Source organism: Ruegeria sp. CDSA193, from assembly GCF_059611885.1.
The window spans coordinates 103,455-128,427 of sequence record NZ_JBXWPN010000007.1 but is presented as its reverse complement, the minus strand read 5'-3'; the positions used below and the strand labels follow the sequence as shown (position 1 = coordinate 128,427).

Below are 24,973 nucleotides of genomic sequence, written 5' to 3'. Positions count from 1 at the left end.
GGCTGATTCATGAGCCGTATTGCAATCGGAATCTGCGCGGCTGTCGCCATAGCCGCAGGTGGCTATTGGCTGTCGCTGTCAAATTCCTCTCCGTCCAACCCGCTGGTCAGCAGCGCCGAGGCACAACAGGCCGATCTGGACACTTCGACCATCATCGAAATGGTGCAAGGGTCCGCGGACGCGCCCGTCGAGATCATCGAATATGCGTCCTATACCTGTCCGCATTGCGCGAGTTTTCATCAGGGGCCGCTGAAGAAAATCAAAAAAGACTACATCGACACCGGCAAGGTCAAGTTTACCTACCGCGAAGTGTATTTTGACAAATACGGACTTTGGGCCTCAATGGTCGCGCGCTGCGGCGGCCCCGAGAAGTTCTTCGGCATCTCCGACTTGATCTACAAGGATCAGGCTGAATGGACCCGTGCCGGTGGACCTGCGGAGATCGTGGATGAACTGCGCAAGATCGGACGTTTAGCTGGGATCACCAATGACCAGCTTGATGCTTGCCTTCAGGACGGAAATCGTGCGCAGACCTTGGTGGCCTGGTATCAGGAGAACGCAGAACGCGACGACATCAGAGCAACCCCATCCTTTATTGTGAACGGCAAGAAGGTCGACAATCAGTCTTACGAAGAATTCAAAAAGCTGATCGACGCCGAACTGGGCAGCTAAATCCAAATACGACCGGCCTGTCAGGGCCGGTCGCCTTCAGGGCGAAGGCGCGACCTGCAGTAGCAACTGTTTGACCCGGTCGCCCTCGTCCATATTCAGCCGGACTGGTAGGGTGATGACTTTGCTGCGAAAGGCGGCTGGCAGGCGGACCGCATCTTTTTCCGTCGTGACCATCTGAGCGCCCAGCAGGCGCGCTTCATTCTCTAGCCGTGTCATCAGGGCCGGTGTCAGGGGCTGGTGATCGTCCAGCGCCTCGGCCCGCAGCAGGGTGGTGCCCTGTTGGCGCAATGTGGCAAAGAACTTTTCCGGATGACCAATTCCTGCAAAGGCGAGAACCGGCGTGCCCGTCCAATCCATTCCGGTCTGCAGCGGTTCGACCGCACCGGTCGCATGTGGAACCGTCAGATTTCCCCCCCAGCGGGCGGCGAACTGTGTCTGCGCGTCTGAGCCGCCCAGCGACAACACCAGATCGGCCCGTTGCAATCCGACATCAACAGGCTCGCGTAATGGACCCGCAGGCAGGCACAATCCGTTGCCGAAACCACGTACGGCATCCACTACGATGACCGAAAAATCTTTGGCAACCGAAGGGTTCTGAAACCCGTCATCCAACAGGATTACCGTTGCCCCGGCCTGGGCAGCGGCTTTTGCGCCCGCGGCGCGGTCCTTGGCCACCCAGACATCCGCAAATGCGGCCAGCAGCAGCGGTTCATCCCCGACTTCTGCCGCCGTATGTTTGCCAGGATCGACGCGCACAGGTCCTGTCAGTGCGCCGCCGTGGCCTCGGGTGACAACATGGGTCTGATGCCACGCGTCCCGCAGCTGTTCGATCATCCAGATCACGGTTGGTGTTTTGCCGGTCCCGCCTGCATTCAGGTTTCCAATGCAGATAACGGGGACGCCTGGGTTGAAACCTGTTTCCGAGGCCAACCTGCGGGCTGTCGCCGCCGCATAAACCCGTCCCAACGGGGACAGCAGCCGGGCCCTGAGGTCCAACTGATCCGGAGCGGTGTTCCAAAAGTCAGGTGCCCGCATCGTCGGTGCTCCGTTCGTCCAGATAGTCCTGTACCAGTTCGATCAGCTGATCTGATTGCGGCGCGCCGTCGGTCACGATCTGCCAGCCTGCCAAAGCCATATCCGCCGCGCGGTCAGGCGCAAGTAGCTCTACCACGGCATCCCCAAGTTCGGTTGCGGTTCGGACCGTTAAAGCGGCGCCTGCCTGGTCCAGCTGATCGTAGGCTGTCTGATGCTGGTCAACATGTGGGCCATGTATGACAGCCGATCCCAGGGCGGTCGCACCAAACGGATCCTGTCCCCCGTCGCCCCGTTCGAGCGAGTTGCCGATAAAGGACACTGCCGAAACACGGTACCACAAGCCCAAAACCTCTGGGTCCGAGGACAAGACGACCTGTGTGGTATCTTCAATCATGCCGCCATCGTCCCAGTTGATGCAGCGCAAGTCCATGGCTTCGAGCCGCCGGTGCAGTGGGGCGGCTTCCTGTATGTCGGCGACATGCAGGATTAAGGTCAACCGGGGCAGCATCCGCATGGCCTGACGGTGGGCGCTGAGGACCGAGATGAACTCTTTATCCTTCACCCAGGCCGCGAGCCATATGGGTCTGCTTGAAAAGGCGTGATTGGTTTCGATCAGTTCGTCTTCGGGCCACGGAGAAGGGTTCGGACTTATCAGCAGAGGAGGCGCCTCGCTGACCTTGGTGAAGGCGATTCCCAATTTGCGGATCTGCCGGGCCGTTTCGTTGCTGGTAGCCAGAATTCGTTGAAAGCAATCGAGAGTGTACCGGCTGATATCGGGCAGCCACCGGGTCCCACGCGCGGTGTTCAGGTCGATTTCAGCTTCGATCAGGATCAACGGCACTTCGCGCTCGTGGGCACGGGTAATCACATTGGGCATCAGCCCGCCGCCAACCCAAATGCCAATATTCGGGCGCCAATGGTCCAGAAACACCCGCGCGGCGCCGGTTTGTTCCGAAGGTAGGTTCACAAGTATGTATTTCGAGCAGTCCCACTGACTCAGGTCCGCTTCGGGTGGGGCCGACAGGACAACCGACAGGCCCGGGCGCGACTGCAGCAGCCTGTGGCAGAAATCCATCATCGCGCGAAGGCGACCCGGATTGGCGATGTGAATCCAGATCAGATCTCCTGATGGTCGGGGCACATAGGGTTGGTCCCCGTTGCCGGGTACGCCCCACGAAAGCACGCGATAGGCCGCCAGACTAAGGGATCGCGGTTTGCTCATGGCGCAATGCCCGCACTGTCTGGGTCAATCTGATCCGCCAGTTGCCGGTGCAATGGCGGGTTTGCCGCGATGACACCATTCAGGCGCGGATGTGGGTTGTTAAAGCGCAGTGGGGCGCCAAGCCGGTCCGTACATATGCCACCTGCCTCTTGGACGATCAAATCCCCTGCGGCGATGTCCCATTCCCAGCTGGGGCGCAGTGTCAACATTCCGTCAAAGCGACCTTGCCCGACCAATGCCAACCGATAGGCAAGCGACGGGCGATAGTTTCGACGGAATTGAGGAACCCGGCCCTCACACCAGTGCCGGCTGTCCAGATTGGGTTTTGCGGCCAGGATCTCGGCCGTCGTGATGTCTTGGGTGTCCGATACGACAATCGGCGCGCCGTTTAGTGTGGCCCCTTGGCCGTTGGCCGCCGCATACAACAGGTCACGCAAGGGCAGGTAAATAACCGCCGCCGTCACCTGACCATGTTCCGCCACAGCCAGGGAATGCGCCCAGGTCGAGGAACCTTCGGTGAAGCTGCGGGTGCCGTCGATCGGGTCAATGATAAAAACCCGGTCCCGGGACAGGCGATGCTGGGTGTCCTCGGTCTCTTCGCTGAGCCAGCCGTAACCCGGTCGCGCAGAGGGCAAGCGCTGTTCGAGCATCGCGTTCACGGCCAGATCAGCCTCGGTTACCGGGCCTGCACCATCGGGCTTATCCCAGCGTTGTGCTTTTGCCCCGGAATACCGTGTTGCGATCTTTCCAGACTCGCGCGCGGCGTCAATCAGCAGGGGCAGGTCAGTTGCCGGCAAGTGTCATTCCCTCGATCAGCAACGATGGGACCACACGCGACAAATAGGGGCGGGCGTCATTCGCCGGAATAATCCGCAGAAGCATATCGCGCAGATTTCCGGCGATGGTGCATTCGTTGACCGGATGGGTGATCTCTCCGTTTTCGACCCAAAAGCCCGAAGCCCCACGAGAGTAATCCCCTGTATTGGGGTTGATGGTCGATCCGATCATCGACGTCACCAACAATCCGGTGCCCATATCGCGCAGCAGCTCTGCGCGGCTGTGCTCGCCCTGTGTCAGGCTCAGGTTCCAGTTGCTGGGCGACGGAGGCCCGGACACGCCACGCGTAGCATTTCCTGTCGAGGCCATCTTGAGCTTGCGTGCGCTGGACAGGTCCAATGTCCAGCCCGTCAATACACCGTTTTCGATGATCGCCCGGCGTTGTGTGGGCAGGCCTTCGGCATCAAAGGGGCGCGACCCGGACATGCGCGGGCGATGTGGGTCTTCGATCAGCGAAAGATATTCCGGCAGAACCTGCTGTCCTAGGCTATCCGACAACCAGGACGAGCCGCGCGCGATGGATGTGCCGTTGCTGGCGCCCAGAAGATGCCCGATCAGCGACGAGGAAATCCGTTCATCGAACAGAACCGGATAGACGCCTGTTGCAGGCTGGCGCGCGCCGACCTGTGCCACTGCACGTTCGCCTGCGGTCCGGCCAATCTCGTCCGGGCTGCGCAAATCGCTTTGGAAGGTGCGGCTGTCGCCGTCGTAATCCCGCTCCATCCCGGTGCCCTGGCCCGAGATTGCCACGCAGGAGGTCGACCGGCTGCTGCGCTCATACCCGCCGGAAAAGCCGTTGGTGGCGGCCAGATGCACGCGGTGGGTGCCATAGGCGGCTGCGGCATCCGACACTTGTGTGACACCGTCGACCGTAAGCGCCGCGGATTCCGCCGCCAGAGCGTCCTGCAAAAGGTCTTCGGCCGTGGGTTCCGGCGCGGGATCGCGCAGTTCTAGCGCCTGAATATCCCAATCCCGGATCAGCTGAGCCTCATCCGCCAGACCGGTAAACGGGTCTTCGGGCGCTTCGCGAGCCATGGCAACGGCGCGTTCGGCCATGGCCGTCAGGGTTTCGGGGCGGCTGTCGGAACTTGAGACGATGGCCTGACGCTTGCCCAGAAACACCCGCAGTCCCAGATCGGTGCCCTCGGACCGCTCGGCGGCCTCAAGCGCGCCAGAGCGTACCTCTACCGAGACCGAAGACCCGTCCAGCACGATGGCATCCGCGGCCTCAGCCCCGGCCTTACGTGCCGCATCCAGCAGGTGTTGGCTGATCTCTTCGGGTGTGCGCATCATGTGGCCTCCGGTCTTGTTTCTTTGGACCTATCGTCCGCCCGTCCGTCCCGCAAGACCTGCGGTCATTTTCGGGGGTTTGCAGAAAGGCCAGAAAGGCGAATTTCGCATGTGGCTGCAATAATTCCGCTGTTTTGTCCTTAGCCGTAGGTTAGTAGTTGATCCAAGTGGATGAGAATGAGACGACTGGGCAGGAAGAACGGGCAGGCCACAACATGCAGAACAATCTATCGCTGCGCGGGGTTACGATCCCCGATGATCCGCAGATCATTACGTCTAAGGTCAAGCGTTCAATCCTGGCCGAGCGTTACGAAAAAGACGAAGTGACCGGTCTGCCGAAATTCATCGACGCGAAGGATCGCGTGGTAGAGCTGGGCGCTGGGATCGGCTTCATCTCATCCTATCTGGTGACGCAGCTTGGTGTACGCCACGCAATGTGCATCGAGGCGAACCCGACGCTGTGTGAATTCATCGGCCGTGTCCACAAGGCAAATGACATTGCGAATGTCGAGGTGGTGAACGCGGTTGCTCTCGGCGATACACGGGTTCCCGGAACCGCCCGATTTTACATACGTGAACCGTTCTGGTCCTCATCTCTGGACCCTGATCCGGACTATGTCAGAGAGGTCAGCGTGCCGGAACGTCCTCTGTCAGAAATTCTGCGGGACTTTGAAGCCAACGTGCTGATCGTCGATATCGAAGGAGGCGAGAAGTTTCTGTTCGACGGGGTCGATCTTGTGAATGTCCAGAAAGTCTATCTTGAGGTCCACACCCGTAAGATCGGATTGCACGGGATCAAGGCTTGTTTCGATCATCTTTCGGCACTTGGGTTTGCCTACGATCAACGTGTCAGCAGCGGTGGGTCGGTGCTGTTCCGGCGTGTTCGCCGGCGCTCGTCGTAAAAGGGAAGGCAGCCGGGCCGCCTTCCCTGTTTCTTCTATTTGATGCGCTGTCCATTGGCCAGAATTTGACCATCTTCCTTGAACTCGATTGTCGAATTCAGCGTGTCGGGCTCTTCCCCTGGCACTGCCATGAGACCCATCATCATTCGCGCGCCCATTGCGTCTTGCTCGGCAATCAGACCCATACCGATCAGAGTGTCGATCAGGGCATTCGCACCAACCAGTTGCAGGTTCGCAACGCCAGCGGGGGTCGGCAGACCGCCCAGTTCCTCAGTGTTGGAATTGTCGAAGGTGAAGTCGCCATCGCCGGACAGTTCCGCACCGACCATAGAGACCAGCAACTCGTTGATCGTCAGAGAGTGCAATTCACCCGGCGCTTCGTCCGCAAACTCAAGCGCCTCTACGGCCTCGGGGTCAAAGAAGTTGGTCAGCACTTTGGCCGTACCGGAAAGATCCAGCGCAATCGTGGCCGGATCGCGTGGCAGGGCGGCTGCGGGGTCAAAAATGCTCCACAGAACGTCTGACATAGTGAAGTCCGTCAAGTTTATCGCCAGCCCAAAGGGTTGAATCTCTTCGGATTCCTGTACCGGGAATTCGAACTTGAAACCGCCACTTTCCATGGCAATTTCGATTGGAAAGGGCAGTTCCGCAGTGGTTACAGCAATTTTGGCGCTGTTTTGTTCGACGTCATAAGCAATTCGGTTCGCGTCGATGCTGCCGGAAAGCCGTCCGCCTTCGGATTCGCTGGCCATCGAAAAGTCTTCGCCTTCGCTGCTGCCCGCCATCGAAGACTGGCCCGATCCGTAAGTAAAGAGACCCGAGAAGGCAAAACCAGCGTCATAGAATGCCTGCGGGTCAGAGATATCGAAATCCGAAGGGATGATGCTGGTGCCGTCGAAGGCCAGATCGCCAAGCGTGCCGTCGAATTTCCCGGCGTCTTCGCTTTCGGGATCCTGAAATGCCAAGCTGTAGGTCATCTCTGATGCGGTAAAGCTTTGGTCGATATCGCGGTTTTCGCCGATCTTCATTTGCGAGCTGCCGCTCACATCCGCCATTTCAAGGTAGCCACCAACCACTTCGGGCGGCAACGTTTCACCGTCGACTTCGATGTTACCCAGTTTGATTCCAAGGCTGTCTGCAGAGTAATCGTAAGTCACATCATCCGGATCGCCAGAGACGGTCATAACAAGCCCGCTGTGGAGGTATTCGATATCGACTGTAAATGACTCGTCCTGACCATCGACATTGCCGGTGACGGTCATGGGGAAACTTTCCGGGACACCAATATTGACGCTCCCGTCGCCATTGTCGGTGAGGGTCATTTCAGGCATGGCCATGCTGAACGATCCCTCTTCTTCCGGGAGGTCCATCGACATCGTCAGGTTTTCGATGGTGATACCATTGCCGGTATCTGTCTGGTCACCTGATACAGTATAGCCCATCTGCGCCAGATAGGACTGCCAGTCATCCCAGACTTCTTGTGGAGTAACGTCGGCAAGCGCCCCCTGCGAAATGACAGTGTAGGCCAGAACTGCGCCGCAGGTGCGGCGGAGAAAAACGGACATCATAGAACCCTTCTTGATCAAATTTGCGCGCATGGTGATGCCGGTGGCGGCGGGCGTCAAGGGGGAAGGGCTGGACCCATTCCCCGTTCGCAGGATAGAGGTTCATTAATTCTCAGGACAATGGAGGTACTGGAACCTTATGCAGGGGAAAACCGTACTGATCACTGGGGCCAGTCGCGGCATCGGGGCCGAGGCAGGGCGCGTATTTGCCGCAGCAGGGGCTAATGTCGTGCTAGTGGCGCGTAATCGGGATCAAATTCAGATATTGGCGTCGTCGCTTGGTGAAAACGCCATTGCACTGGCCTGCGACGTCTGTGACTTCGCCCAGGTCGAGCTGGCCGTGGCAGAGTGTGTAAACAAGTTTGGCGGACTGGATGTTCTGATCGGCAATGCGGGTGTCATAGACCCGATCTTCCATTTATCCAGCGCTGATGTTGCCTCATGGGGCAAGGCGATCGACATCAACCTCAAGGGTGTATTTCACGGAATGCGTGCCGCGCTGCCGGTTATGCGCGCTGCGGGTGGGGGGACTGTCCTGACGGTCTCTTCCGGTGCGGCGTCGAACCCAGTCGAGGCCTGGAGCCATTATTGCGCCTCGAAGGCCGGTGCCAAGATGCTGACGGAATGTCTGCATCTTGAGGAATCCTCAAATGGGATCCGCGCCATGGGCCTGTCGCCCGGCACGGTTGCAACCGATATGCAGCGGGTCATCAAGGCCAGCGGGATCAACGCCGTCAGCCAGTTGGATTGGACCGATCATATCCCCGCCGATTGGCCGGCGCGGGCGCTGTTGTGGATGTGTTCGTCAGACGCGGATGAGTTTCTAGGCACCGAAATTTCGCTGCGGCGTGAGGATATTCGGCAAAGGGTTGGATTGACGTGATTGAATTGAACAAAGCAGACGGGCTGTGGACAGTCACGCTCAACAACCCCGACAAGGCAAATGCGCTGACCGGTGCGATGCTGACCGAGCTGTGCGAGATTGCCGAGGCCGCGACCGACGCAAGTGCGCTGATCCTGACCGGGGCTGGCAAAGTGTTCAGCGCCGGCGCCGATCTGGAAGAGGCGCGTGCCGGCCTGGCGACCTCGGATCTGTGGGAGCGGTTGTCGGCTGCTATCGCCGCGTTACCCTGCCTGACGGTTGCCGCACTGAACGGAACGCTGGCTGGTGGAGCCAATGGCATGGTTCTGGCCTGCGATATCCGCATCGCCGTACCGGAAGCCAAGTTCTTTTATCCGGTGATGAAGCTGGGTTTTCTGCCACAACCCTCTGATCCCGCACGCATGGCGGCCCTGATCGGTCCGGCTCGGACAAAGATGATCTTGATGGCCGGGCAAAAGATCACTGCGGATGAGGCTTATGCCTTTGGGCTGGTCGATCGCGTGGTTGCACCTGAAGACCTGATGCAGACCTCCCTTGATCTGGTGGCTGACAGTGTCGCCGCCAATCCTGAAATTGCGACCGGTATTGCGCGGTTATGTTCATGAGGTTGTCTGCCCTGCGTCTGCGCGTGGCTGACACGGATCGTCTTGCCGAGTTTTACGGGGATGCAATGGGTATGACTGCACGCCGGCAGGGCGCAAGCCTGCGATTGGGATATGCCGGGCAGGATGCCGATCTGCTTTTGATGCCGGGCGGCGGCGGGTACACACATGATCGGGGCCAGAGATATTGGAAGATCGGCATCACCCTGCCGGATGTTGATCTGGCTGCCGCTTATTTGCGCGAAAAAGGCATCGAGGTTTCAGAGCCGGACCAGTTTCTGGATATCGGCTATATGTGCCACCTGACTGATCCCGAGGGTTTCGTGATCGAACTGCTGCAACACGATTTCCGTGGCAATCGCCCGGACGGTATCGCCGATCCCAAGGCCCCTTTCGCGGATGCGCGTATTGGACAAATCACCCTGCGCACCGGGAATATCGCGGTCGAGGATGCCTTTTGTCGTGCACAGGGGATGCAGCTGCTATCTGTGCAGGATGTGGCACAATATGGGTTCGATCTGCACTTTTATGCTTTCACCGACGAGGTTCCCCCTAATGCCGACCTGTGGTCTGTTGAGAACCGCGAATGGCTTTGGAAACGCCCCTATACCACGCTCGAGTTTCAGCACAGCGCAGGTGCTACGTTTGCTCGGGCCCCCGATTTTCGGGGGCTTGAGATGCAGGGCCTGGCCCAGCCCGCCCATGATGCCTTTGGCGACCCGGTCCTGCCGGGTTGATTACCGGCCACGTCGTTTTCCCGGCACTTTGGATCGAAACTCGGCGGGGCGTTTGCGCACCCAGTCCAGGAATCTCTCAAGACGAGGGTGGGCGCGCAAGGCTTCGACCGTGTTGAAATCCCGCGCCAGTTCCGCTTCGGTCAGGGTGGCGTGGATCTCTTTGTGGCAGATCACATGCAGAAAAACCGTGGGGCCGCCCTTGCCCCCTTTCAGTTTTGGGATCAGATGGTGCTGGCTGCCGTTCCCATCGGGGATCGGCCGGTCGCAGAGGGGGCAGATCGGGTCGCGGTCGGTCATATCAGCGTAACGTCGCGCCGTAGGGCGCGAAAGGCAAGAGGACAGCAATGGCACAAGCCGTCGTGATCGGAGGCGGGCCAGCGGGCCTGATGGCGGCGGGTGAACTGGCCGCCGCAGGTCATGATGTGCTGGTGGCCGAGGCCAAACCCTCGGTCGCCCGAAAGCTTTTGATGGCGGGCAAGTCCGGCCTGAACCTGACCAAGGATGAATCGCTGGAAACATTCCTGTTGTCTTATGGCCCCGGTGCTGAGTGGCTGCGCCCCATGCTGGCGGAGTTTGATGCCACCGCCGTTCAGGACTGGGCGCGCGATCTGGGGCAAGAGGTGTTTACAGGCTCAACCGGGCGGGTGTTTCCAAAGGCAATGAAGGCCTCACCACTGTTGCGGGCTTGGCTGGGGCGGCTTGATGCGGCTGGTGTGCAAATCAAAACCCGATGGCGGTGGACCGGATGGAACGGCGATGCTCTGGAATTCGATACTCCGAAAGGTCACCGGCAGATTGAGGCTGACACGACGATTCTGGCCATGGGCGGCGCAAGCTGGGCGCGGTTGGGATCGGATGGCGCCTGGGCCCGGCTGCTGCAAGAGGCGGGTGTCGACCTGTCGCCATTTGCCCCGGCGAACTCGGCCCTGTCAGTGGATTGGAGCGCACATATGCAGCCGCATTTCGGCGCTGCGATCAAATCCGTTGGGTGGACTGCCGGGGGTGTGATCAGTCGCGGCGAGGCGACGATTTCATCCAAAGGCCTTGAAGGCGGAGGGCTCTATTCCCTGACGCCCGCTTTGCGAGAAGGTGCGCCATTGAGTGTTGATCTGGTTCCCGATCTGGATGTAACTACCTTGCAGCAGAAAATTGCAGCCAAGAAATCCAAGACGACGCAGTCGCAATGGATGAAGAAATCTCTGCATCTGTCTCCGCAAAAGATCGCTCTGTATCACGAGATGAACAGGGGAAGCGGTCTGAGTGTCGAAACGTTGAAATCTCTGCCCCTCAGCCACGCGGGGTTGCGGCCAATGGATGAGGCAATCTCAACCGTTGGAGGTGTTCGGCAAGGCGCTTTGGACGAAGGGTTGATGCTGAAATCCAGGCCCGGAATGTTTTGTGCCGGCGAGATGCTGGATTGGGAAGCTCCGACTGGTGGGTATCTGCTAACTGCCTGTCTGGCGACAGGGCGATGGGCCGGGAGATCAGCTGCAAACTGGCTGGCGCGGACCGCTTAACGCGACTTTGCCAGCATCGCCAGACGGATCATGGCACGTTCGACCAAAGCCATGGCTGGGGCCGTTTGCCCAGCTGACCGCAATGACAGATCCGTATCAGTCAGAACGGTCAAAGCGGTCTGCAGTTTGGGTGCCCCCCATCCCTGTGCTTGCCGCAGAATACGATCACGCCGCTTTCCATAGACGGGTGGGCGCAACTTGCCGACGCCCTGTGCCGCACCACCGGGATCGGCGGCACAGGCGTAAAGCGTTCGAAAGTGTCGGGTTGCTCCGATACACAGGCTGACCGCATTTGTACCTTGCGATTGCAGCCGTCGTATCAGCGGGCTAATCTCTCCGGCTCTGCCTTCGGCGACCACGTTCAGGACATCGTCCAGAGCGGCCTCGGTCGAGCTGGGTGCACAGGCCTCGATATCTTCGAGAGCCAATTCAGTATCGTCTCCGCGCTTGTAAAGAGACAATTTTTCAATGGTTTGCGTAAAGTCCCCGGGGCTGATGGCCGTGGCAAGTTCGGTGATGGCCGACATTGCATCCGGTGGAATGTTATTGACTCCGGCCTGTGCCAGAACCCGTTCAACCTCGGCCCTAGAGGGCGGATCGTCATAGATCCCAACGGCATAGGCTGCGGGATGCAACTCGAATGCCTTACGGATCTTTGAGCTGGGTTTGAGCTGCCCGGCAGTCACGATGATCTGAGCGTCGCCCGTTGCCCAATCCTCGAATGCGGTAATGATGGCTGGGGCGGCGACATCAGTTGCATCTTCGACGAAAACTGCACGTGGGCCGGGGAAGAACCCGACAGCCTTGACCGCGTCCAGCAACAGTGCCGGTTCCCCGCGCAGATCACCACCTGGCATTCGGGTCAGGCGCATTTCCTCTTCGGCGCCTTCTCCCAGCAGGGCTGACAAGACCTGTTGCCGTTTCAAGGCCACACGCATCGCATCGGATCCGTAAATCAACAACCCTGCCTTGCCCGCGTCCGGTTTGGCGAAATACCCCTCAGCCTCGCGCGGGCTGAGCTTCATTGGGTCAGGCCCGGTGCTGCATAAAGGCGGTTCACGATTTGATCGGACAGGATGATCATCAGCCGCTCGGTCGCGTCACGTTCGTCTGCAAGCGTCGAGACGGTTGAGCCTGCAGCGGAATAGCCCACGAAATCATGGACATTTCCTGATACCAGAATCCGCCCGGTTTCAGCGGACCTGAGGGAAAATTCCGCGCGCCCTTCGATTGTATACCGGTTCGTCTCGTTGGTAGTCGTGATCGCTGCAGATTGCGTGGCCGTAGCAACCTTAACATCCAGATCATACAGCTTTTGTGCGCTCGCATCCCGGCCCAGCCGCTGTTCCAAATTCTGGACAAGCAAATAGCTTTCCACGGAATTTGGCTCAGTTACAGCAACTTTACCATGCAATGCTTCACCTGTTCCGCCCGGCGCGTAAACGGGTTGGAACCCGCATGCGGCCGCCAGCAAGCAAGCAGCCAGCGGCATCAACAAAAGGCTTCTGCGATTAAACAACGACATTCACGATCCGACCTGGAACAACGATCACTTTCTTCGGCGCGGCACCGTCCAGTGCCTTTTGCACAGCTTCGGTGCTGAGCGCGATTTTTTCAACCTCTGCCTTGTCCATATCTTTTGGAACGCTGATTTCCGCGCGGCGTTTGCCGTTGATCTGGATCGGCAGGGTTACAGTGTCATCGACCAGCATAGCTTCGTCCGCGACAGGCCAGGGGGCTGTTGCGATCAAACCTTCGCCGCCCTGATGCGCCCAGATATCTTCGGCCAGATGTGGTGTCATCGGCGACATCAACTGTGCCAGCGTCTTTATCGCCTGCTTTTGGGCCGCTGCACCCGCTTTGGATTTTGCCAACGTATTGGTAAACGCATAGAGCTTTGCAATGGCGGCATTAAAGCCGAAGCTTTCAACACCAAGCGTCACATCATGGATGGCTTTGTGCATCTCGCGCAGCAGGTCTTGATCCCCGTCGCCTTTTGCCTCGGGGTCCATCGCGCCGATCTTGTCGCAGAGGTTCCAGACACGGTTCAGGTGCTTGAATGCAGCCTCTGCGCCTGATGCTGTCCACTCCACATCTCGCTCGGGCGGTGAATCGGATAACACGAACCAGCGCGCGGTATCCGCGCCGAAGGCCGAGATAATGCTGACCGGGTCGACCACGTTTTTCTTGGATTTCGACATCTTGGCCGAGGGGATGATTTCGACCTCCGTGCCATCGGCGAGTTTGCCGTCGGTCACATCCTCGGGCAGGTGATAGACCGGACGGCCATTGGCGTCGCGGGTTTGATAAATCTCGTGCGTGACCATGCCTTGGGTAAACAAGGCATCAAAGGGCTCGATGGCCTTTTTCGGCAAATGGCCAGTGATCTGCATCGCCCGCGCAAAGAAGCGGGAATAGAGCAAGTGCAGGATAGCGTGTTCGATGCCGCCGATATATTGATCGACATTCATCCAGTATTCAGCCTCGGCCAGATCGGTCGGGGTTTCCGCGTGCGGAGCCGTAAAGCGGGCGAAATACCACGACGAATCGACGAACGTATCCATCGTGTCGGTTTCTCGCTTGGATGGCGCACCGCAAGACGGGCAGGCGCAGTCGCGCCAGGTCGGGTGGCGGTCCAGAGGATTGCCCGGTTTGTCAAAAGTGACATCGTCGGGCAGGCGGATCGGCAAGTTTTCTTTCTTTTCGGGCACCACGCCGCAGGATTCGCAATGCACCACGGGAATCGGGCACCCCCAATAGCGCTGACGCGACAGACCCCAATCGCGCAGACGGTATTTGGTAACGCCTTCGCCCCAGCCCGCTTTTTCGGCGAAATCGACGGTGGTGTTGATTGCGTCATCACCCGTGGCGTCGGTCAGCCCGGCAAAATGGTTTACCCAGCGGACTTTTTCGGTTTTCGGCGGAACGAATGCGGTTTTGTCGACCGGCGTGTCATTATCAAGCGCAAAGAACGTGTCGACGACGGGCAAACCGTACTTACGGCAGAAATCCAGGTCGCGCTGGTCGTGGGCCGGGCAGGCAAAGATGGCGCCGGTGCCGTAATCCATCAGGATGAAATTGGCGATCCAGACCGGCAGCTCCCAATTCGGATCCAGCGGGTGTTTGACCTTGATACCAGTGTCATAGCCCAGCTTTTCGGCGGTCTCTATGGCCTCTTCCGTGGTGCCGCCCTTGCGGCATTCGGCAACGAACTCAGCAACTTCGGGGTTTTCGGCCTCAAGTTGCTTGGCAATCGGATGGTCCGGCGAGATGCCGACGAAAGACGCCCCCATCAGCGTATCGGGGCGCGTTGTATAGACGGTGATTGGCTCACCACTATCGACGCGTTCAAAGCCAAACTGCAATCCACGCGACTTGCCGATCCAGTTTTCCTGCATCAGGCGCACTTTTGCCGGCCAGTTCTCCAGCGTGTCCAGCGCATCCAGCAATTCCTCAGAGTAATCGCTGATCTTGAAGAACCATTGCGTCAGCTCGCGCCGTTCAACCAATGCGCCCGAGCGCCAGCCGCGCCCGCCTTCGACTTGTTCATTGGCCAGTACGGTCATATCGACCGGATCCCAGTTCACCACGGCGTTCTTGCGGTAAACCAGACCGGCCTTGAGCATATCCAGAAACAGCGCCTGCTGCTGGCCGTAATATTCCGGGTCGCAGGTGGCAAATTCGCGCGACCAGTCGATGGACAGGCCCAGAGGCTTCATCTGGCTGCGCATGTCGGCGATGTTGCCATAGGTCCAGTCTTTCGGGTGACCGCCAATAGCCATCGCAGCGTTTTCTGCAGGCATCCCGAACGCGTCCCATCCCATCGGGTGCAGCACGTTATGGCCGGTCGCAAGCTTGTGGCGCGCGATTACGTCGCCCATCGTATAGTTGCGCACATGTCCCATATGGATGCGGCCAGACGGGTAGGGGAACATTTCAAGCACATAGTATTTCGGCTTGTCCGCCTTGTGGTTGGCGGTGAAGATTCCGGCCTTGTCCCAGGCCTCTTGCCATTTTGCTTCGATTTCGGTGGCCGAATAGCGCGACATCGTGCGGTCCTTCGTAATGAAAACGCCGGGCATGAACCCGGCGTGGTAATATTGTGATTTGAAGCGGGTTGCTAGAGCTTGTTGTCCGCAATGCGCAGCTGACGGGCGCGGGACAGGATTGCATCTTCGATTGCGCGTGTGGTTGCCGCGCTGACTGGGGCACCCCCGCTGGTCTGCAGTGCAACCGACAAGGATCGTGCCGCCAGGGCGGGATCGCTGATGTGAACCGTGGCTCTGTATTGCCGCCCACCACCAGGAGGCGTGCCGTAACCTGTTACGATTACACCGGTAAAGGGATCGACTTCCTGCACAGGCAGAAAGTTAAGGACATCCAGCGAGGCAGCCCACAGATAGCGGTTCACATTGGTAACCTGCTCGGCGTCTGCGGTGTTGAATACATCCCAGATCGTTGAGCGATTCGGATCGTTCAGCTCACGCTCGTCCGAGCGACCGCCATCCACATTGAGTGGCGTTGCACTGGGTTCTGCGTTGCGATTCTGTCCGCAAGCCGACACCGCGGCTGTCACTATGATCAAACCGAAAATTGTCTGCAGGCGCATGTTGGACAGGTTCCGTTTCGTTGGTTTTAGGTTATTCACGTTACTCCTAGACAAGGTCTGGTTCGTCAACAAGCTTAATCTTGTCACATCCAGAGCAGGCTTCGGGGTTGATTCAGTGGGCAAATCAGACTGTGGCATCCTTGCACCAATTCTAGGCCAATGCGCGTCAGTTTTTATGCCAAGCTTGCGTGACAGGGGCAAAAAGGGCGAAACGGTTCCCGTGCTGAGACATGTGCCTAAGCACGTGTCGAGTTAAAAAACTTTTGAAACCGAGGGAAACAAGATGAAAAAAGTTCTCTTCGCATCGACCGCACTGATTGCAACCGCAAGTGTTGCAGCGGCCGAAGTTAAGTTCAGCGGCTACGGCCGTTTTGGTATTGGTTATCAGGAGGACCGCACAGCGGCCACCACCACCACCACTACCACCACCACTACTGCAAGTAGTGCAACTGTTCAGAACGTTAACGTGTTCGCGAACGACACTGACGACGCAATCCTGGTCTCGCGCTTCCGCTTGAACATCGACGGCACAGCCGAAACCGATGGCGGCGTTGAGTTCTCGGCTCGTGTACGTCTGCAGGCTGACGAAGACTCGTCCACCGGCGAAGCCAACTCGGCTGGCCTGAACGGCGCGCGCTTCTCGGTCATCTACGGTGGTCTGCGTGTTGACGCCGGCAACGTTGCTGGTTCTTTCGACAACTTGGCAAACTACTACGGTAACGAGCCTGGCCTGGAAAACTTCATCGGTCAGTATTCTGCCGTTGACTATAGCTTCCTGGGTTACTCGTCGACCGGTTCGGGTTCGAACGCTGTGTTCTTCCAGTACGCAGTTGGTGATTTCGCCTTTGGTGCGTCGTACGACCAAGCAACTATCTTTAACGGTGGTGGCAGCACAACCGACGCGGATCGTTGGGACGTAAGCGCGACTTACACCTTCAACAACATCACTGCAGCGCTGGCCTATGGTCAAACTGACGCGGGCACTGGTGGCGACGATCCAAGCCTGCTGGTCTTCACCCTGGGTGCAGAATTCGGCGACTTCTCGGGTACGCTGTTTGTTGCTGACGATAAAACCGAAGTTGACGCCACCGACGGCACTGCTTGGGGTGTATCGGGTGCCTACAATGTTGGCGCCGCGACCACTCTGACCTTCGCCTACGGTGACGGTAACGCTGATGCGGACACGCAGCAGTACGGCATCGGCGCCATCTACGACCTGGGTGGCGGTGTATCGCTGCGCGGTGGTGTAGGTGTCAGCGACTGTGACGTCTGCGACGACTCGACCACACGTGCCGACTTTGGTGCACAGTTCAACTTCTAAGTTGATCTGAGCCGCAAGGTTTAAGGGCAGGTCTTCGGACCTGCCCTTTTCTTTTTGTCCGACATAGTGTTTTTCTTCGCCCATAACTGATCGAGGACCCAAATGTCGCTGCAAGAAATATCTGCCCGGATAACCAAAGCCGAAACTGCCTCGGGGCGGGACGCCGGGGCCGTGAAGCTGATCGCCGTGTCAAAGGTTCAGCCGAATGAGCGTGTAGCGGAAGTGCTTGCTTTAGGGCATCGCTGTTTCGGTGAAAACAGGGTTCAAGAAGCCGTCGGAAAATGGCCGGAATTCAAATTGCAGTACCCGGATGTCGATTTACATCTGATTGGGCCGTTGCAAACGAACAAAGCCCGTCAGGCGTTGGATCTGTTCAGCACGATCCATTCTGTTGACCGCCCCAAACTGGCCAATACTCTGGCCCGGCTCGCGCAAGAGGTCGGCACTTGCCCGGACCTGTTCATTCAGGTCAATACCGGTGAAGAGGATCAAAAGGCAGGAATTCTGCCCACTGAGGCAGACGCATTTATTGCCGATTGCCGCGGGCTCGACCTTCCGATTCAGGGCCTGATGTGCATTCCGCCTGTCGAGGAAGAGCCATCTCTGCATTTCGCCTTGCTTGCCAAGATAGCTGAACGCAATGGTCTGAAAGGGCTATCCATGGGGATGAGCAGCGATTTCGAGCAGGCCATTGCACTTGGCGCGACCCATGTGCGCGTCGGCTCGGCCATTTTCGGCGAACGAGTTAAGCCTGAGGGATAATCAGCCGCGTGCCCGGCTCGATTCGATGTGCGATCCACCGCAGATGGTCGCGCCGAAAGGCAACGCAGCCTTCTGTAGGAAAACCAGGCCGTCGCCATTGATGCAGGAAAATTGCTGAACCGCGCCCGGCCACCGCATTGGGCCAGTTCCAGTCAGTGATCAGAACCAGATCGTAAAGCGGGTCCGCGCGGCGGAGTTTTTCGTGGCTGAAAGGATAAGGTGCGCTGACCATATGATTGTACTGCGTGTCTTGCACATCATCTGACCAGAGGTCCTGAGGACCGATTGGGATGGCCCAAGGCGACGGTCTTGCGAGCCGGTCGGGCCGGTACAGCATACCAACGATGTTGAGACAGCCGGTCGGCGTGGCGCCGTCCCCCTCACGCTTGCTGTTGCTTAACCCACCTTTCCCGATCGAACATGGAAAATACCCGCCGCGAAAACGAACGCCGCGGCGGGTTAGAACCAGATCTGCGGGTGTCACAGCAAATGTCCCGACTTGGCTGCTTTGGTGGCCAGATAGTCGCGGTTATGGGCAGTTTCGCCGACTTTCAGCGGGACGCGCTCGGTGACGGCGATGCCGGTCTTCTCCATCATCGCGATCTTGGCGGGGTTGTTGGTCAACAGCCTTACAGAACTGAAGCCGAGCAATTTCAGGATGTCCGAGCCCAGACGGAAATCGCGCTCGTCATCCTCGAACCCGAGACGGTGATTGGCCTCGACTGTATCGAACCCTTGATCCTGCAGGAAATAGGCGCGCATCTTGTTGGCCAAGCCAATCCCGCGGCCTTCCTGATTCAGATACAGAAGTACTCCTGCCCCTTCAGACCCCATCTGGGCCAGGGCCCCACGCAGTTGTGGCCCGCAATCACATTTCAAGCTGCCCATCAGATCACCGGTGAAGCAGGCCGAATGCAGCCGAGCCAATACCGGTTTGCTGCGGTCGGGGCGGCCGATCTCTATTGCGTAATGTTCCTCGCCGCCATCTTCAGGGCGAAAAACGTGCAGGCGCCCGGCTTCGGATACCTCCATCGGCAGTCGGGCGGCCACGACCTCGTTCAAAATGCTTCGATCCGACAGATGTGGCGCGGCGCGGGTATGGTCTATACATGTCAGGCCATGTGCAGTAGCGAAGTTTCGGCCGTCTTGGACAGGAACAACGATTGCCGCTGGCAGAAGGTGGGCTGACTTGGTCAAAGCAATGGCAATGCGATGCAGATTGGCGTTGCCCTGACGCTCTGTCATCAGTGGGCCTTTCATAGGCGCGTTCAGATCGTCCGAGGGATCGGCCACCGCCTGCACCCAGGCAACATCGGCATCTGCCGGAACGATCACGCGCGCCAGGTCACCGTCATAGGCCCGTGCCTTTAATGTCTCGGCCCGTCGGACAGTCACTGCGACAACAGGATCGCCACCCAGACCTTGCAAGTCGGCAAGCCGCTGTGCGCTCAGCGTTTCCGACGCAATGGCCAGTACGCTAAAGCCGGTGTCATCCGTCAGGGCGACCGGCAAGCCCATGCGCAGGTCAGCCCGTGCCCGAGCAAGCAGTTCCGAGATATCCGGGATAAGACTCATCTATTGTTACCCTGTAACGATCAGCCCTTCATGTAGCCTGATCAAAAGGAAATGTGAAACAATTCCTCATCCTGAGACACGAGGGCGTGAAACGGTTGCAGCAAACCTTGTTGATTGCATCTTTCGCGCGCAAGTGGTGGAAAAGGGCTTAGGAGGACCGGATATGGCACAGCTAAAGAAAATCCTGCTAGTGGATGATGATGAGGATCTGCGCGAAGCGTTGAGCGAACAGCTCGTGATGACCGAGGATTTTGATGTATTCGAAGCATCGGACGGGGCATCAGCCATGGAGCGGGCTCGCGAGGCGATTTACGATCTGGTCATTCTGGATGTTGGCTTGCCCGACACGGATGGGCGCGAGCTGTGCCGCCTGATGCGCAAGCAAGGTGTGAAAAGCCCGATCCTGATGCTGACCGGTCATGACAGTGACGCGGACACCATCCTGGGTCTGGATGCTGGTGCCAATGACTATGTTCCCAAGCCGTTCAAGTTTCCGGTCCTTCTGGCTCGTATCCGTGCGCAGCTTCGCCAGCATGAACAATCAGAAGACGCGGTATTTGTGCTCGGGCCTTATACGTTCAAGCCGGCGATGAAGATGCTGATCACCGACGAAGACCGCAAGATTCGCCTGACCGAGAAGGAAACCAATATCCTCAAGTTCCTGTACCGGTCCGCCGACGGTGTCGTCGCCCGTGATATTCTGCTGCATGAGGTCTGGGGCTATAATGCCGGTGTCACCACACATACGCTGGAAACTCATATCTATCGCCTGCGTCAGAAGATCGAGCCCGATCCATCCAACGCGCGCCTTTTGGTCACAGAATCGGGTGGATATCGCTTGGTATCGTAACTTGATGTGGATTGACTTGGATCAAAGTGATACCCTGTAGACATCTTTAAGTTACTCCCAACCCGTACATGTCCGGGTAATGACATGTACCTCCCTGTTGGACTGCCGGGCCTGATGGCCCGGCCTTTTTTGTTTGTGCTGCAAAATGTTTTGCGGCTCCTAGCGGATTGCGACAAAGTGTATGTTCATGTAATGTTCTATTTCTGGAGTGCAAAATTGGAGGCGAAAGTGATTCATGGAAGTTGCCTGTGTGGCGCCGTAAAATTCCAACTTACCAGTGAACCTTCGGTTATGGGAACATGCCATTGTTCGCGTTGTCGGAAGGCAGGTGCAAGCACTGTTGTCTTCGTCAAGAAAGATGATGTTGTTTGGCTGGACGGTAAGGACCGAGTTGTCACTTACCAGCCTGAACCGCCCTATAAATATGGCAGGTGTTTCTGCGATACCTGTGGGACGTCGCTTGGTGAAATTCTGGCTGATGCGGACAGTTTTCCGATTGCGGCCAATGCGCTGGACACTCCGTTTGATCTGAAAGTCCAGTTTCACGAATCCGTATCTGAGAAACCGCATTGGTACGAGATTTGCGATGATGCGCCCCAATCCTCAGGGCATCCGTCCTGATAATTTCTTTTACGATGGTACCTGTGAAAGCACCGCGTTAGGGTGCGCCAACCGCGACAGAGGAATTCCCTATGCCTTTTACTCTTGCCACATGGAACATCAACTCGGTCCGCCTGCGCGAGCCTATCGTGCTGAAATTGTTGCGCGAAGAGGCGCCGGATGTTCTGTGCCTGCAGGAATGCAAGTCTCCGGTGGACAAGATCCCCACCGAAGGGTTTGCCGAACTGGGTTACACTCACATAGTTGCGCGCGGGCAAAAGGGCTACAACGGCGTTGCGATCCTGTCTCGCCTGCCAATGGTCGAGGCGGGCGACAAGGATTTCGCAGATCTCGGTCATGCGCGCCATATCGCGGGGCGGCTGGAAAACGGCGTGACGATTCACAATTTCTATGTCCCTGCGGGCGGTGATGTGCCGGATCGTGAGGTGAATGAGAAATTTGGCCAGAAGCTGGATTACCTGACCGATATGCGTGACTGGTTCCACGCGGAAAAGCCGGAAAAATCCATTCTTGTTGGTGATCTGAATATCGCCCCGCGTGAGGATGATGTCTGGTCGCACAAACAGTTGCTCAAGGTCGTTTCGCATACACCGGTCGAGGTCGAGGCTTTGGCCGAAACGCAGGACGCAGGCGGTTGGGTCGATGTCACCCGGCAGGACATCCCCGAAGGGCAGCTTTATAGCTGGTGGTCCTATCGCGCGCGGGATTGGGACGTGGCCGACAAGGGGCGGCGGCTGGATCACGTCTGGGCGACCCCGGATATCTCGAATGCAGGCCATTCCAGCCGCGTTCTGCGCAACGCGCGCGGGTGGGAAAAGCCCAGTGATCACGCCCCGGTCTTTGCGACCTTTGACGTCTGACGTGAAACTCTGCCCTTGGTTTCCGGGTCAAGCGACTGCATATAGAGCGCAAGTTTAATCGAAAGAGTGACAGCCATGGACCTTCTGAACGGCGCAGACACCCCCGCCACCGATCTGATCAAGGACGGGACCGAAGCCACTTTCATGGCGGATGTGGTCGAAGCCTCGCAGGACGTGCCGGTCATCGTTGATTTCTGGGCGCCGTGGTGCGGCCCGTGCAAAACGCTTGGCCCGCTGTTGGAAGAGGCTGTGACCGCCGCCAAGGGTGCGGTCAAGATGGTCAAAGTCAATGTGGACGAGGCGCAGATGATAGCCTCACAGATGCGCGTTCAGTCTATCCCGACCGTGTATGCCTTTCACAAAGGCCAACCGATCGACGGATTTCAGGGCGCAGTGCCCGGATCCGAGATCAAAGCATTTGTCGATCGCGTGATCGAGGCGACAGGCGGCGAAAGCCCGGGTGGTCAACTGGACGATGCTGTCGAGGCTGCCGAAGAAATGTTGACTGAAGGTGCCGCGGCGGATGCTGCACAGACCTTTGCCGCCATTCTGGGCGAAGATCCCAACCATGCCGCTGCCTATGGCGGGCTGGTACGCGCACATATCGCCACTGGCGATTTGGAGCAGGCCGAGGCAATTTTGAACGGTGCCCCGGCGGAGATTTCCACATCGCCAGAGCTTGAAGCGGCAAACGCACAGTTGGAACTGGCCAAGCAAGCGGCAGATGCCGGCCCGGTGGCCGAATTGACCGCAGCGGTTGAGGCCGATCCTGACAATCATCAGGCACGGTTCGATCTGGCGCAGGCCCTGCATGCCAATGGCGAGGTTGAAGAGGCGGTGGCGCAGCTGCTGGAAATGTTCCGCCGTGACCGTGAATGGAACGAAGGCGCGGCCAAGTCTCAGCTGTTCACGATATTTGATGCGCTCAAACCTAATGATCCGATTGTTCTGAACGGGCGGCGCAAGCTCAGCTCGATGATATTTGCCTAATTCTGGATCAGAGCTACACTCGGGTACATGATGCATCCCGCTGATCTGCCGGAAACGGTATCCGTTTTCCCTTTGCCCGGGGCGCTGTTGCTGCCCCGATCGCGCTTGCCGCTGCATATATTTGAGCCGCGCTATCTGCAGATGCTGGACGACGCTTTGAAAACCCAGGAACGGTTGATCGGGTTGGTTCAACCGAATCCCTGTCAAAGCAACGAAAACAAGCTGCACCAAATTGGCTGCGCAGGGCGGGTGACGCAGTTTTCCGAAACTGAAGACGGCCGCTATCTGATCACTCTGACTGGCATCTCCCGGTTCCGTATTCAGGCCGAGTTGGATGCATTTACCCCATACCGCCGTTGTAACGTGACCTGGCGCGGGTTTGACCGTGATCTTGGCAAGGTCGAGCACGACGAGGGTTTTGATCGCGTGGGGCTTTTGAAGCTGTTGGAAAAGTTCTTTTCGTCGCGAAAGTTGTCGGCTGATTGGGATATGTTGAAAGACGCGAATGATGAACTGCTTGTGAATTCGCTGTCGATGTTGCTGGATTTTGATCCGGAAGAAAAACAAGCCTTGCTAGAGGCTCCCTGTTTGCGCACCCGGCGCGAGACTTTGGTGACACTGATTGAATTCGCCATGCGCGGCGGAGCGAATGAGGAAACACTACAATGACCACCGTTGAACACGCTTTTGACCGCCACATGCTTGAGGCGCTAATTTGTCCGAAGACGCATACAACGCTGCATTATGACGCTGAAAAGCAGGAACTGGTGTCAAAAGCGGCGGGTTTGGCCTTTCCGATCCGCAATGGCATTCCCGTCATGTTGGTGGATGAGGCGCGCGAGCTGGACTAGATCGCCCGACCCTGCAGTAGTTTTGGCAGGTCCCCAGTCAGGCCGGCGGCCTCGCGCACGAAACCGCGACGCAGGCCGGGTAGTGACCCGACGACGCCCATCCCGATATCCCGTCCGATCCGTAGTAGAGGATTGTCGTTGGAAAACAGTTTGTTGAACACATCCGTCGCCATCGCCAAAGACGCGGTATCAAACCGTCGCCATTCCTGAAAACGCTCCAAAACCAGTGGCGAACCAATATCTTCCCCGCGCCGTCCGGCCAGGGTCAGTACCTCGGCCAGGGCGCCCACGTCGCGCAGGCCCGCATTCAGGCCCTGGCCTGCAATCGGGTGCATTCCATGGGCTGCGTCTCCGACCAGCGCCATCCGTTCTCCGATGAAAGAGTTGGCGATGGTCAGGTTCAGCGGATAGGTAAACCGATCTCCGGCCAGACGGATTTCGCCCAGGAAATCGCCGAATCTGGGGCGCAGGACCTGCAGATAGTCCTCCTCGGGCAGGGCGTTGATGCGCTTGGCCATTTCTGTTCGCTCGCTCCAGACGATAGAGCTGCGATTGCCGGTCAGAGGCAGAATGGCCAAAGGGCCGGGTGGCATGAAGAACTGATGCGCGATGCCGTGATGCGGCAAGTCATGTTCGATGGCGCAGACCAGCGCGGTCTGCCCGTAATCCCATCCTGTGCGTTTGATCCCGGCACGTTCCGCTGTGCCGCTGCGACGCCCATCGCATCCGATCAGCAGCGCACCCTTGACGACCACGCCATCATCCAATGTCAGGCTGACGCCTGTTCCCGAGGTCTGCTGTGACACTACCGTCTTGCCGCTGATCTGGGTAATGGCCTTTTCCGCGGCCATCGCGTCCAGAAAGGCACGGCGCAGGTGGCGGTCTTCGACCATAAAGCCCATCGGACCTTCTTCGATCTCGGCATGGTCGAAATGCATGAAAAACGGCGACGGGCCAGCGCCTGCATGGCCATCGGTGACCTTGATTTCGAGCATTGGCTGCGCGTGTTTGGCAACCCGTGTCCAAACCCCAATCGCCTCTAGCAGGCGCTGCGAGGCCAGGGCCAACGCATAGGCTCTGCCGTCAAAAGCCGCATTTTTGCGAACCTTTTCGGCCAGCGCGTCAATGACGGTAACTCTGTGCCCTGTTTGTGCCAGTGCCAAAGCCAAAGCAGGGCCATTCAGGCCGCCGCCGACGATCAGGATATCCGAGCTCTGTTCCATGCTGCGCACTATGCGCGCCCATTCGGGATTGTCCATGTGCGGTCCTGTC

Annotated in this window: 27 protein-coding genes; 14 read left to right on the top strand and 13 right to left on the bottom strand. The window is 58.2% G+C overall.

Going from position 1 to position 24,973, the window contains the following annotated elements:
• Nucleotides 1-9 precede the first annotated feature (9 nt).
• The gene (locus tag AC2FLG_RS15030) at nt 10-672 is read left to right on the top strand and encodes a DsbA family protein (protein WP_496677840.1); all 663 of its coding nucleotides are present in this window, start codon (nt 10-12) and stop codon (nt 670-672) included.
• Between the two features lie 36 nt (nt 673-708).
• Here AC2FLG_RS15030 and lpxK read toward each other — a convergent pair whose 3' ends face one another.
• Genes lpxK through AC2FLG_RS15010 form a run of 4 tightly spaced genes read right to left on the bottom strand, consistent with a single transcriptional unit; the run spans nt 709 to nt 5,059 of the window.
• Nucleotides 709-1,707, bottom strand: a complete 999-nt coding sequence (gene lpxK, locus AC2FLG_RS15025; RefSeq protein WP_496692533.1) for a tetraacyldisaccharide 4'-kinase — start codon at nt 1,705-1,707, stop codon at nt 709-711.
• On the bottom strand, nt 1,694-2,929 hold the full coding sequence (locus tag AC2FLG_RS15020) for a 3-deoxy-D-manno-octulosonic acid transferase (protein WP_496692532.1): 1,236 nt from the start codon (nt 2,927-2,929) through the stop codon (nt 1,694-1,696). The genes lpxK and AC2FLG_RS15020 overlap by 14 nt, the downstream gene beginning before the upstream one ends.
• A complete protein-coding gene (locus AC2FLG_RS15015; RefSeq protein WP_496706833.1) occupies nt 2,926-3,726 on the bottom strand; it encodes an inositol monophosphatase family protein in 801 nt (266 codons plus the stop codon). Before AC2FLG_RS15015 ends, AC2FLG_RS15020 begins: the two co-directional genes overlap by 4 nt.
• Nucleotides 3,713-5,059: a TldD/PmbA family protein gene (locus AC2FLG_RS15010; protein WP_496706831.1), complete on the bottom strand. Its 1,347-nt coding sequence runs from the start codon at nt 5,057-5,059 to the stop codon at nt 3,713-3,715. The genes AC2FLG_RS15015 and AC2FLG_RS15010 overlap by 14 nt, the downstream gene beginning before the upstream one ends.
• Nucleotides 5,060-5,223: 164 nt before the next feature.
• Between AC2FLG_RS15010 and AC2FLG_RS15005 the strand changes: the two genes are divergently transcribed.
• Entirely contained in the window at nt 5,224-5,958 is a 735-nt protein-coding gene (locus tag AC2FLG_RS15005) for an FkbM family methyltransferase (RefSeq protein ID WP_496706829.1), read from the top strand.
• Nucleotides 5,959-5,993: 35 nt separating this feature from the next.
• Here the strand turns inward: AC2FLG_RS15005 and AC2FLG_RS15000 are convergent, their stop codons facing one another.
• Nucleotides 5,994-7,523, bottom strand: a complete 1,530-nt coding sequence (locus AC2FLG_RS15000; protein WP_496706827.1) for a DUF2125 domain-containing protein — start codon at nt 7,521-7,523, stop codon at nt 5,994-5,996.
• A 139-nt stretch (nt 7,524-7,662) separates the two neighbouring features.
• On the opposite strand from AC2FLG_RS15000, the gene AC2FLG_RS14995 reads away from it, so the two are divergent.
• From AC2FLG_RS14995 to AC2FLG_RS14985, 3 genes are read left to right on the top strand one after another with little or no spacing between them, the layout of a single operon-like run.
• Nucleotides 7,663-8,406, top strand: coding sequence for an SDR family oxidoreductase (locus AC2FLG_RS14995; RefSeq protein ID WP_496706825.1), 744 nt, complete (start codon nt 7,663-7,665; stop codon nt 8,404-8,406).
• Nucleotides 8,403-9,011: an enoyl-CoA hydratase/isomerase family protein gene (locus AC2FLG_RS14990; RefSeq protein WP_142637113.1), complete on the top strand. Its 609-nt coding sequence runs from the start codon at nt 8,403-8,405 to the stop codon at nt 9,009-9,011. The genes AC2FLG_RS14995 and AC2FLG_RS14990 overlap by 4 nt, the downstream gene beginning before the upstream one ends.
• Nucleotides 9,008-9,745, top strand: coding sequence for a VOC family protein (locus AC2FLG_RS14985; RefSeq protein WP_496706824.1), 738 nt, complete (start codon nt 9,008-9,010; stop codon nt 9,743-9,745). The genes AC2FLG_RS14990 and AC2FLG_RS14985 overlap by 4 nt, the downstream gene beginning before the upstream one ends.
• Here AC2FLG_RS14985 and AC2FLG_RS14980 read toward each other — a convergent pair whose 3' ends face one another.
• Nucleotides 9,746-10,042, bottom strand: coding sequence for an HNH endonuclease (locus AC2FLG_RS14980; protein ID WP_496706821.1), 297 nt, complete (start codon nt 10,040-10,042; stop codon nt 9,746-9,748).
• A 47-nt stretch (nt 10,043-10,089) separates the two neighbouring features.
• Here AC2FLG_RS14980 and AC2FLG_RS14975 point away from each other — a divergent pair, with 47 nt between their 5' ends.
• A complete protein-coding gene (locus AC2FLG_RS14975; RefSeq protein ID WP_496706818.1) occupies nt 10,090-11,262 on the top strand; it encodes a TIGR03862 family flavoprotein in 1,173 nt (390 codons plus the stop codon).
• Here AC2FLG_RS14975 and holA read toward each other — a convergent pair.
• From holA to AC2FLG_RS14955, 4 genes are all read right to left on the bottom strand, one after another.
• Nucleotides 11,259-12,287 carry a DNA polymerase III subunit delta gene (holA, locus tag AC2FLG_RS14970; RefSeq protein ID WP_496702708.1) on the bottom strand — a complete coding sequence of 343 codons (1,029 nt, stop codon included), beginning with the start codon at nt 12,285-12,287 and terminating at the stop codon, nt 11,259-11,261. The two genes, AC2FLG_RS14975 and holA, sit on opposite strands and share 4 nt — an antisense overlap.
• On the bottom strand, nt 12,284-12,787 hold the full coding sequence (gene lptE, locus AC2FLG_RS14965; protein WP_142637105.1) for an LPS assembly lipoprotein LptE: 504 nt from the start codon (nt 12,785-12,787) through the stop codon (nt 12,284-12,286). Before lptE ends, holA begins: the two co-directional genes overlap by 4 nt.
• The gene (leuS, locus tag AC2FLG_RS14960) at nt 12,774-15,311 is read right to left on the bottom strand and encodes a leucine--tRNA ligase (protein ID WP_496706816.1); all 2,538 of its coding nucleotides are present in this window, start codon (nt 15,309-15,311) and stop codon (nt 12,774-12,776) included. Before leuS ends, lptE begins: the two co-directional genes overlap by 14 nt.
• A 71-nt stretch (nt 15,312-15,382) precedes the next feature.
• The gene (locus tag AC2FLG_RS14955) at nt 15,383-15,871 is read right to left on the bottom strand and encodes a DUF3576 domain-containing protein (protein ID WP_142637277.1); all 489 of its coding nucleotides are present in this window, start codon (nt 15,869-15,871) and stop codon (nt 15,383-15,385) included.
• 283 nt (nt 15,872-16,154) lie between these two features.
• Here AC2FLG_RS14955 and AC2FLG_RS14950 point away from each other — a divergent pair, with 283 nt between their 5' ends.
• Nucleotides 16,155-17,192 carry a porin gene (locus AC2FLG_RS14950; protein ID WP_496692521.1) on the top strand — a complete coding sequence of 346 codons (1,038 nt, stop codon included), beginning with the start codon at nt 16,155-16,157 and terminating at the stop codon, nt 17,190-17,192.
• Between the two features lie 102 nt (nt 17,193-17,294).
• Entirely contained in the window at nt 17,295-17,954 is a 660-nt protein-coding gene (locus tag AC2FLG_RS14945; RefSeq protein ID WP_496706814.1) for a YggS family pyridoxal phosphate-dependent enzyme, read from the top strand.
• Here the strand turns inward: AC2FLG_RS14945 and AC2FLG_RS14940 are convergent.
• On the bottom strand, nt 17,938-18,438 hold the full coding sequence (locus tag AC2FLG_RS14940; RefSeq protein ID WP_496706812.1) for a L,D-transpeptidase family protein: 501 nt from the start codon (nt 18,436-18,438) through the stop codon (nt 17,938-17,940). The genes AC2FLG_RS14945 and AC2FLG_RS14940 overlap by 17 nt on opposite strands.
• On the bottom strand, nt 18,435-19,529 hold the full coding sequence (gene ribA, locus AC2FLG_RS14935; protein ID WP_496706810.1) for a GTP cyclohydrolase II: 1,095 nt from the start codon (nt 19,527-19,529) through the stop codon (nt 18,435-18,437). Before ribA ends, AC2FLG_RS14940 begins: the two co-directional genes overlap by 4 nt.
• Before the next feature lie 163 nt (nt 19,530-19,692).
• Here ribA and AC2FLG_RS14930 point away from each other — a divergent pair, with 163 nt between their 5' ends.
• The 6 genes from AC2FLG_RS14930 (at nt 19,693) to AC2FLG_RS14905 (ending at nt 23,701) form a co-directional block, all read left to right on the top strand.
• The gene (locus AC2FLG_RS14930) at nt 19,693-20,379 is read left to right on the top strand and encodes a response regulator transcription factor (protein WP_142637092.1); all 687 of its coding nucleotides are present in this window, start codon (nt 19,693-19,695) and stop codon (nt 20,377-20,379) included.
• A gap of 228 nt (nt 20,380-20,607) precedes the next feature.
• Nucleotides 20,608-21,000, top strand: coding sequence for a GFA family protein (locus AC2FLG_RS14925; protein WP_271949675.1), 393 nt, complete (start codon nt 20,608-20,610; stop codon nt 20,998-21,000).
• A 71-nt stretch (nt 21,001-21,071) separates the two neighbouring features.
• Nucleotides 21,072-21,860 carry an exodeoxyribonuclease III gene (locus tag AC2FLG_RS14920; RefSeq protein WP_496689926.1) on the top strand — a complete coding sequence of 263 codons (789 nt, stop codon included), beginning with the start codon at nt 21,072-21,074 and terminating at the stop codon, nt 21,858-21,860.
• Between the two features lie 75 nt (nt 21,861-21,935).
• Nucleotides 21,936-22,850: a thioredoxin gene (gene trxA / locus AC2FLG_RS14915; RefSeq protein WP_496706808.1), complete on the top strand. Its 915-nt coding sequence runs from the start codon at nt 21,936-21,938 to the stop codon at nt 22,848-22,850.
• 27 nt (nt 22,851-22,877) lie between these two features.
• Nucleotides 22,878-23,519, top strand: coding sequence for an LON peptidase substrate-binding domain-containing protein (locus tag AC2FLG_RS14910; RefSeq protein ID WP_142637086.1), 642 nt, complete (start codon nt 22,878-22,880; stop codon nt 23,517-23,519).
• Entirely contained in the window at nt 23,516-23,701 is a 186-nt protein-coding gene (locus AC2FLG_RS14905; RefSeq protein WP_142637084.1) for a Trm112 family protein, read from the top strand. Before AC2FLG_RS14910 ends, AC2FLG_RS14905 begins: the two co-directional genes overlap by 4 nt.
• Here AC2FLG_RS14905 and AC2FLG_RS14900 read toward each other — a convergent pair.
• Nucleotides 23,698-24,960 (bottom strand): FAD-dependent monooxygenase, encoded by a 1,263-nt coding sequence (locus tag AC2FLG_RS14900; protein ID WP_496706806.1) that lies wholly within the window; start codon nt 24,958-24,960, stop codon nt 23,698-23,700. The two genes, AC2FLG_RS14905 and AC2FLG_RS14900, sit on opposite strands and share 4 nt — an antisense overlap.
• Nucleotides 24,961-24,973: the final 13 nt, after the last annotated feature.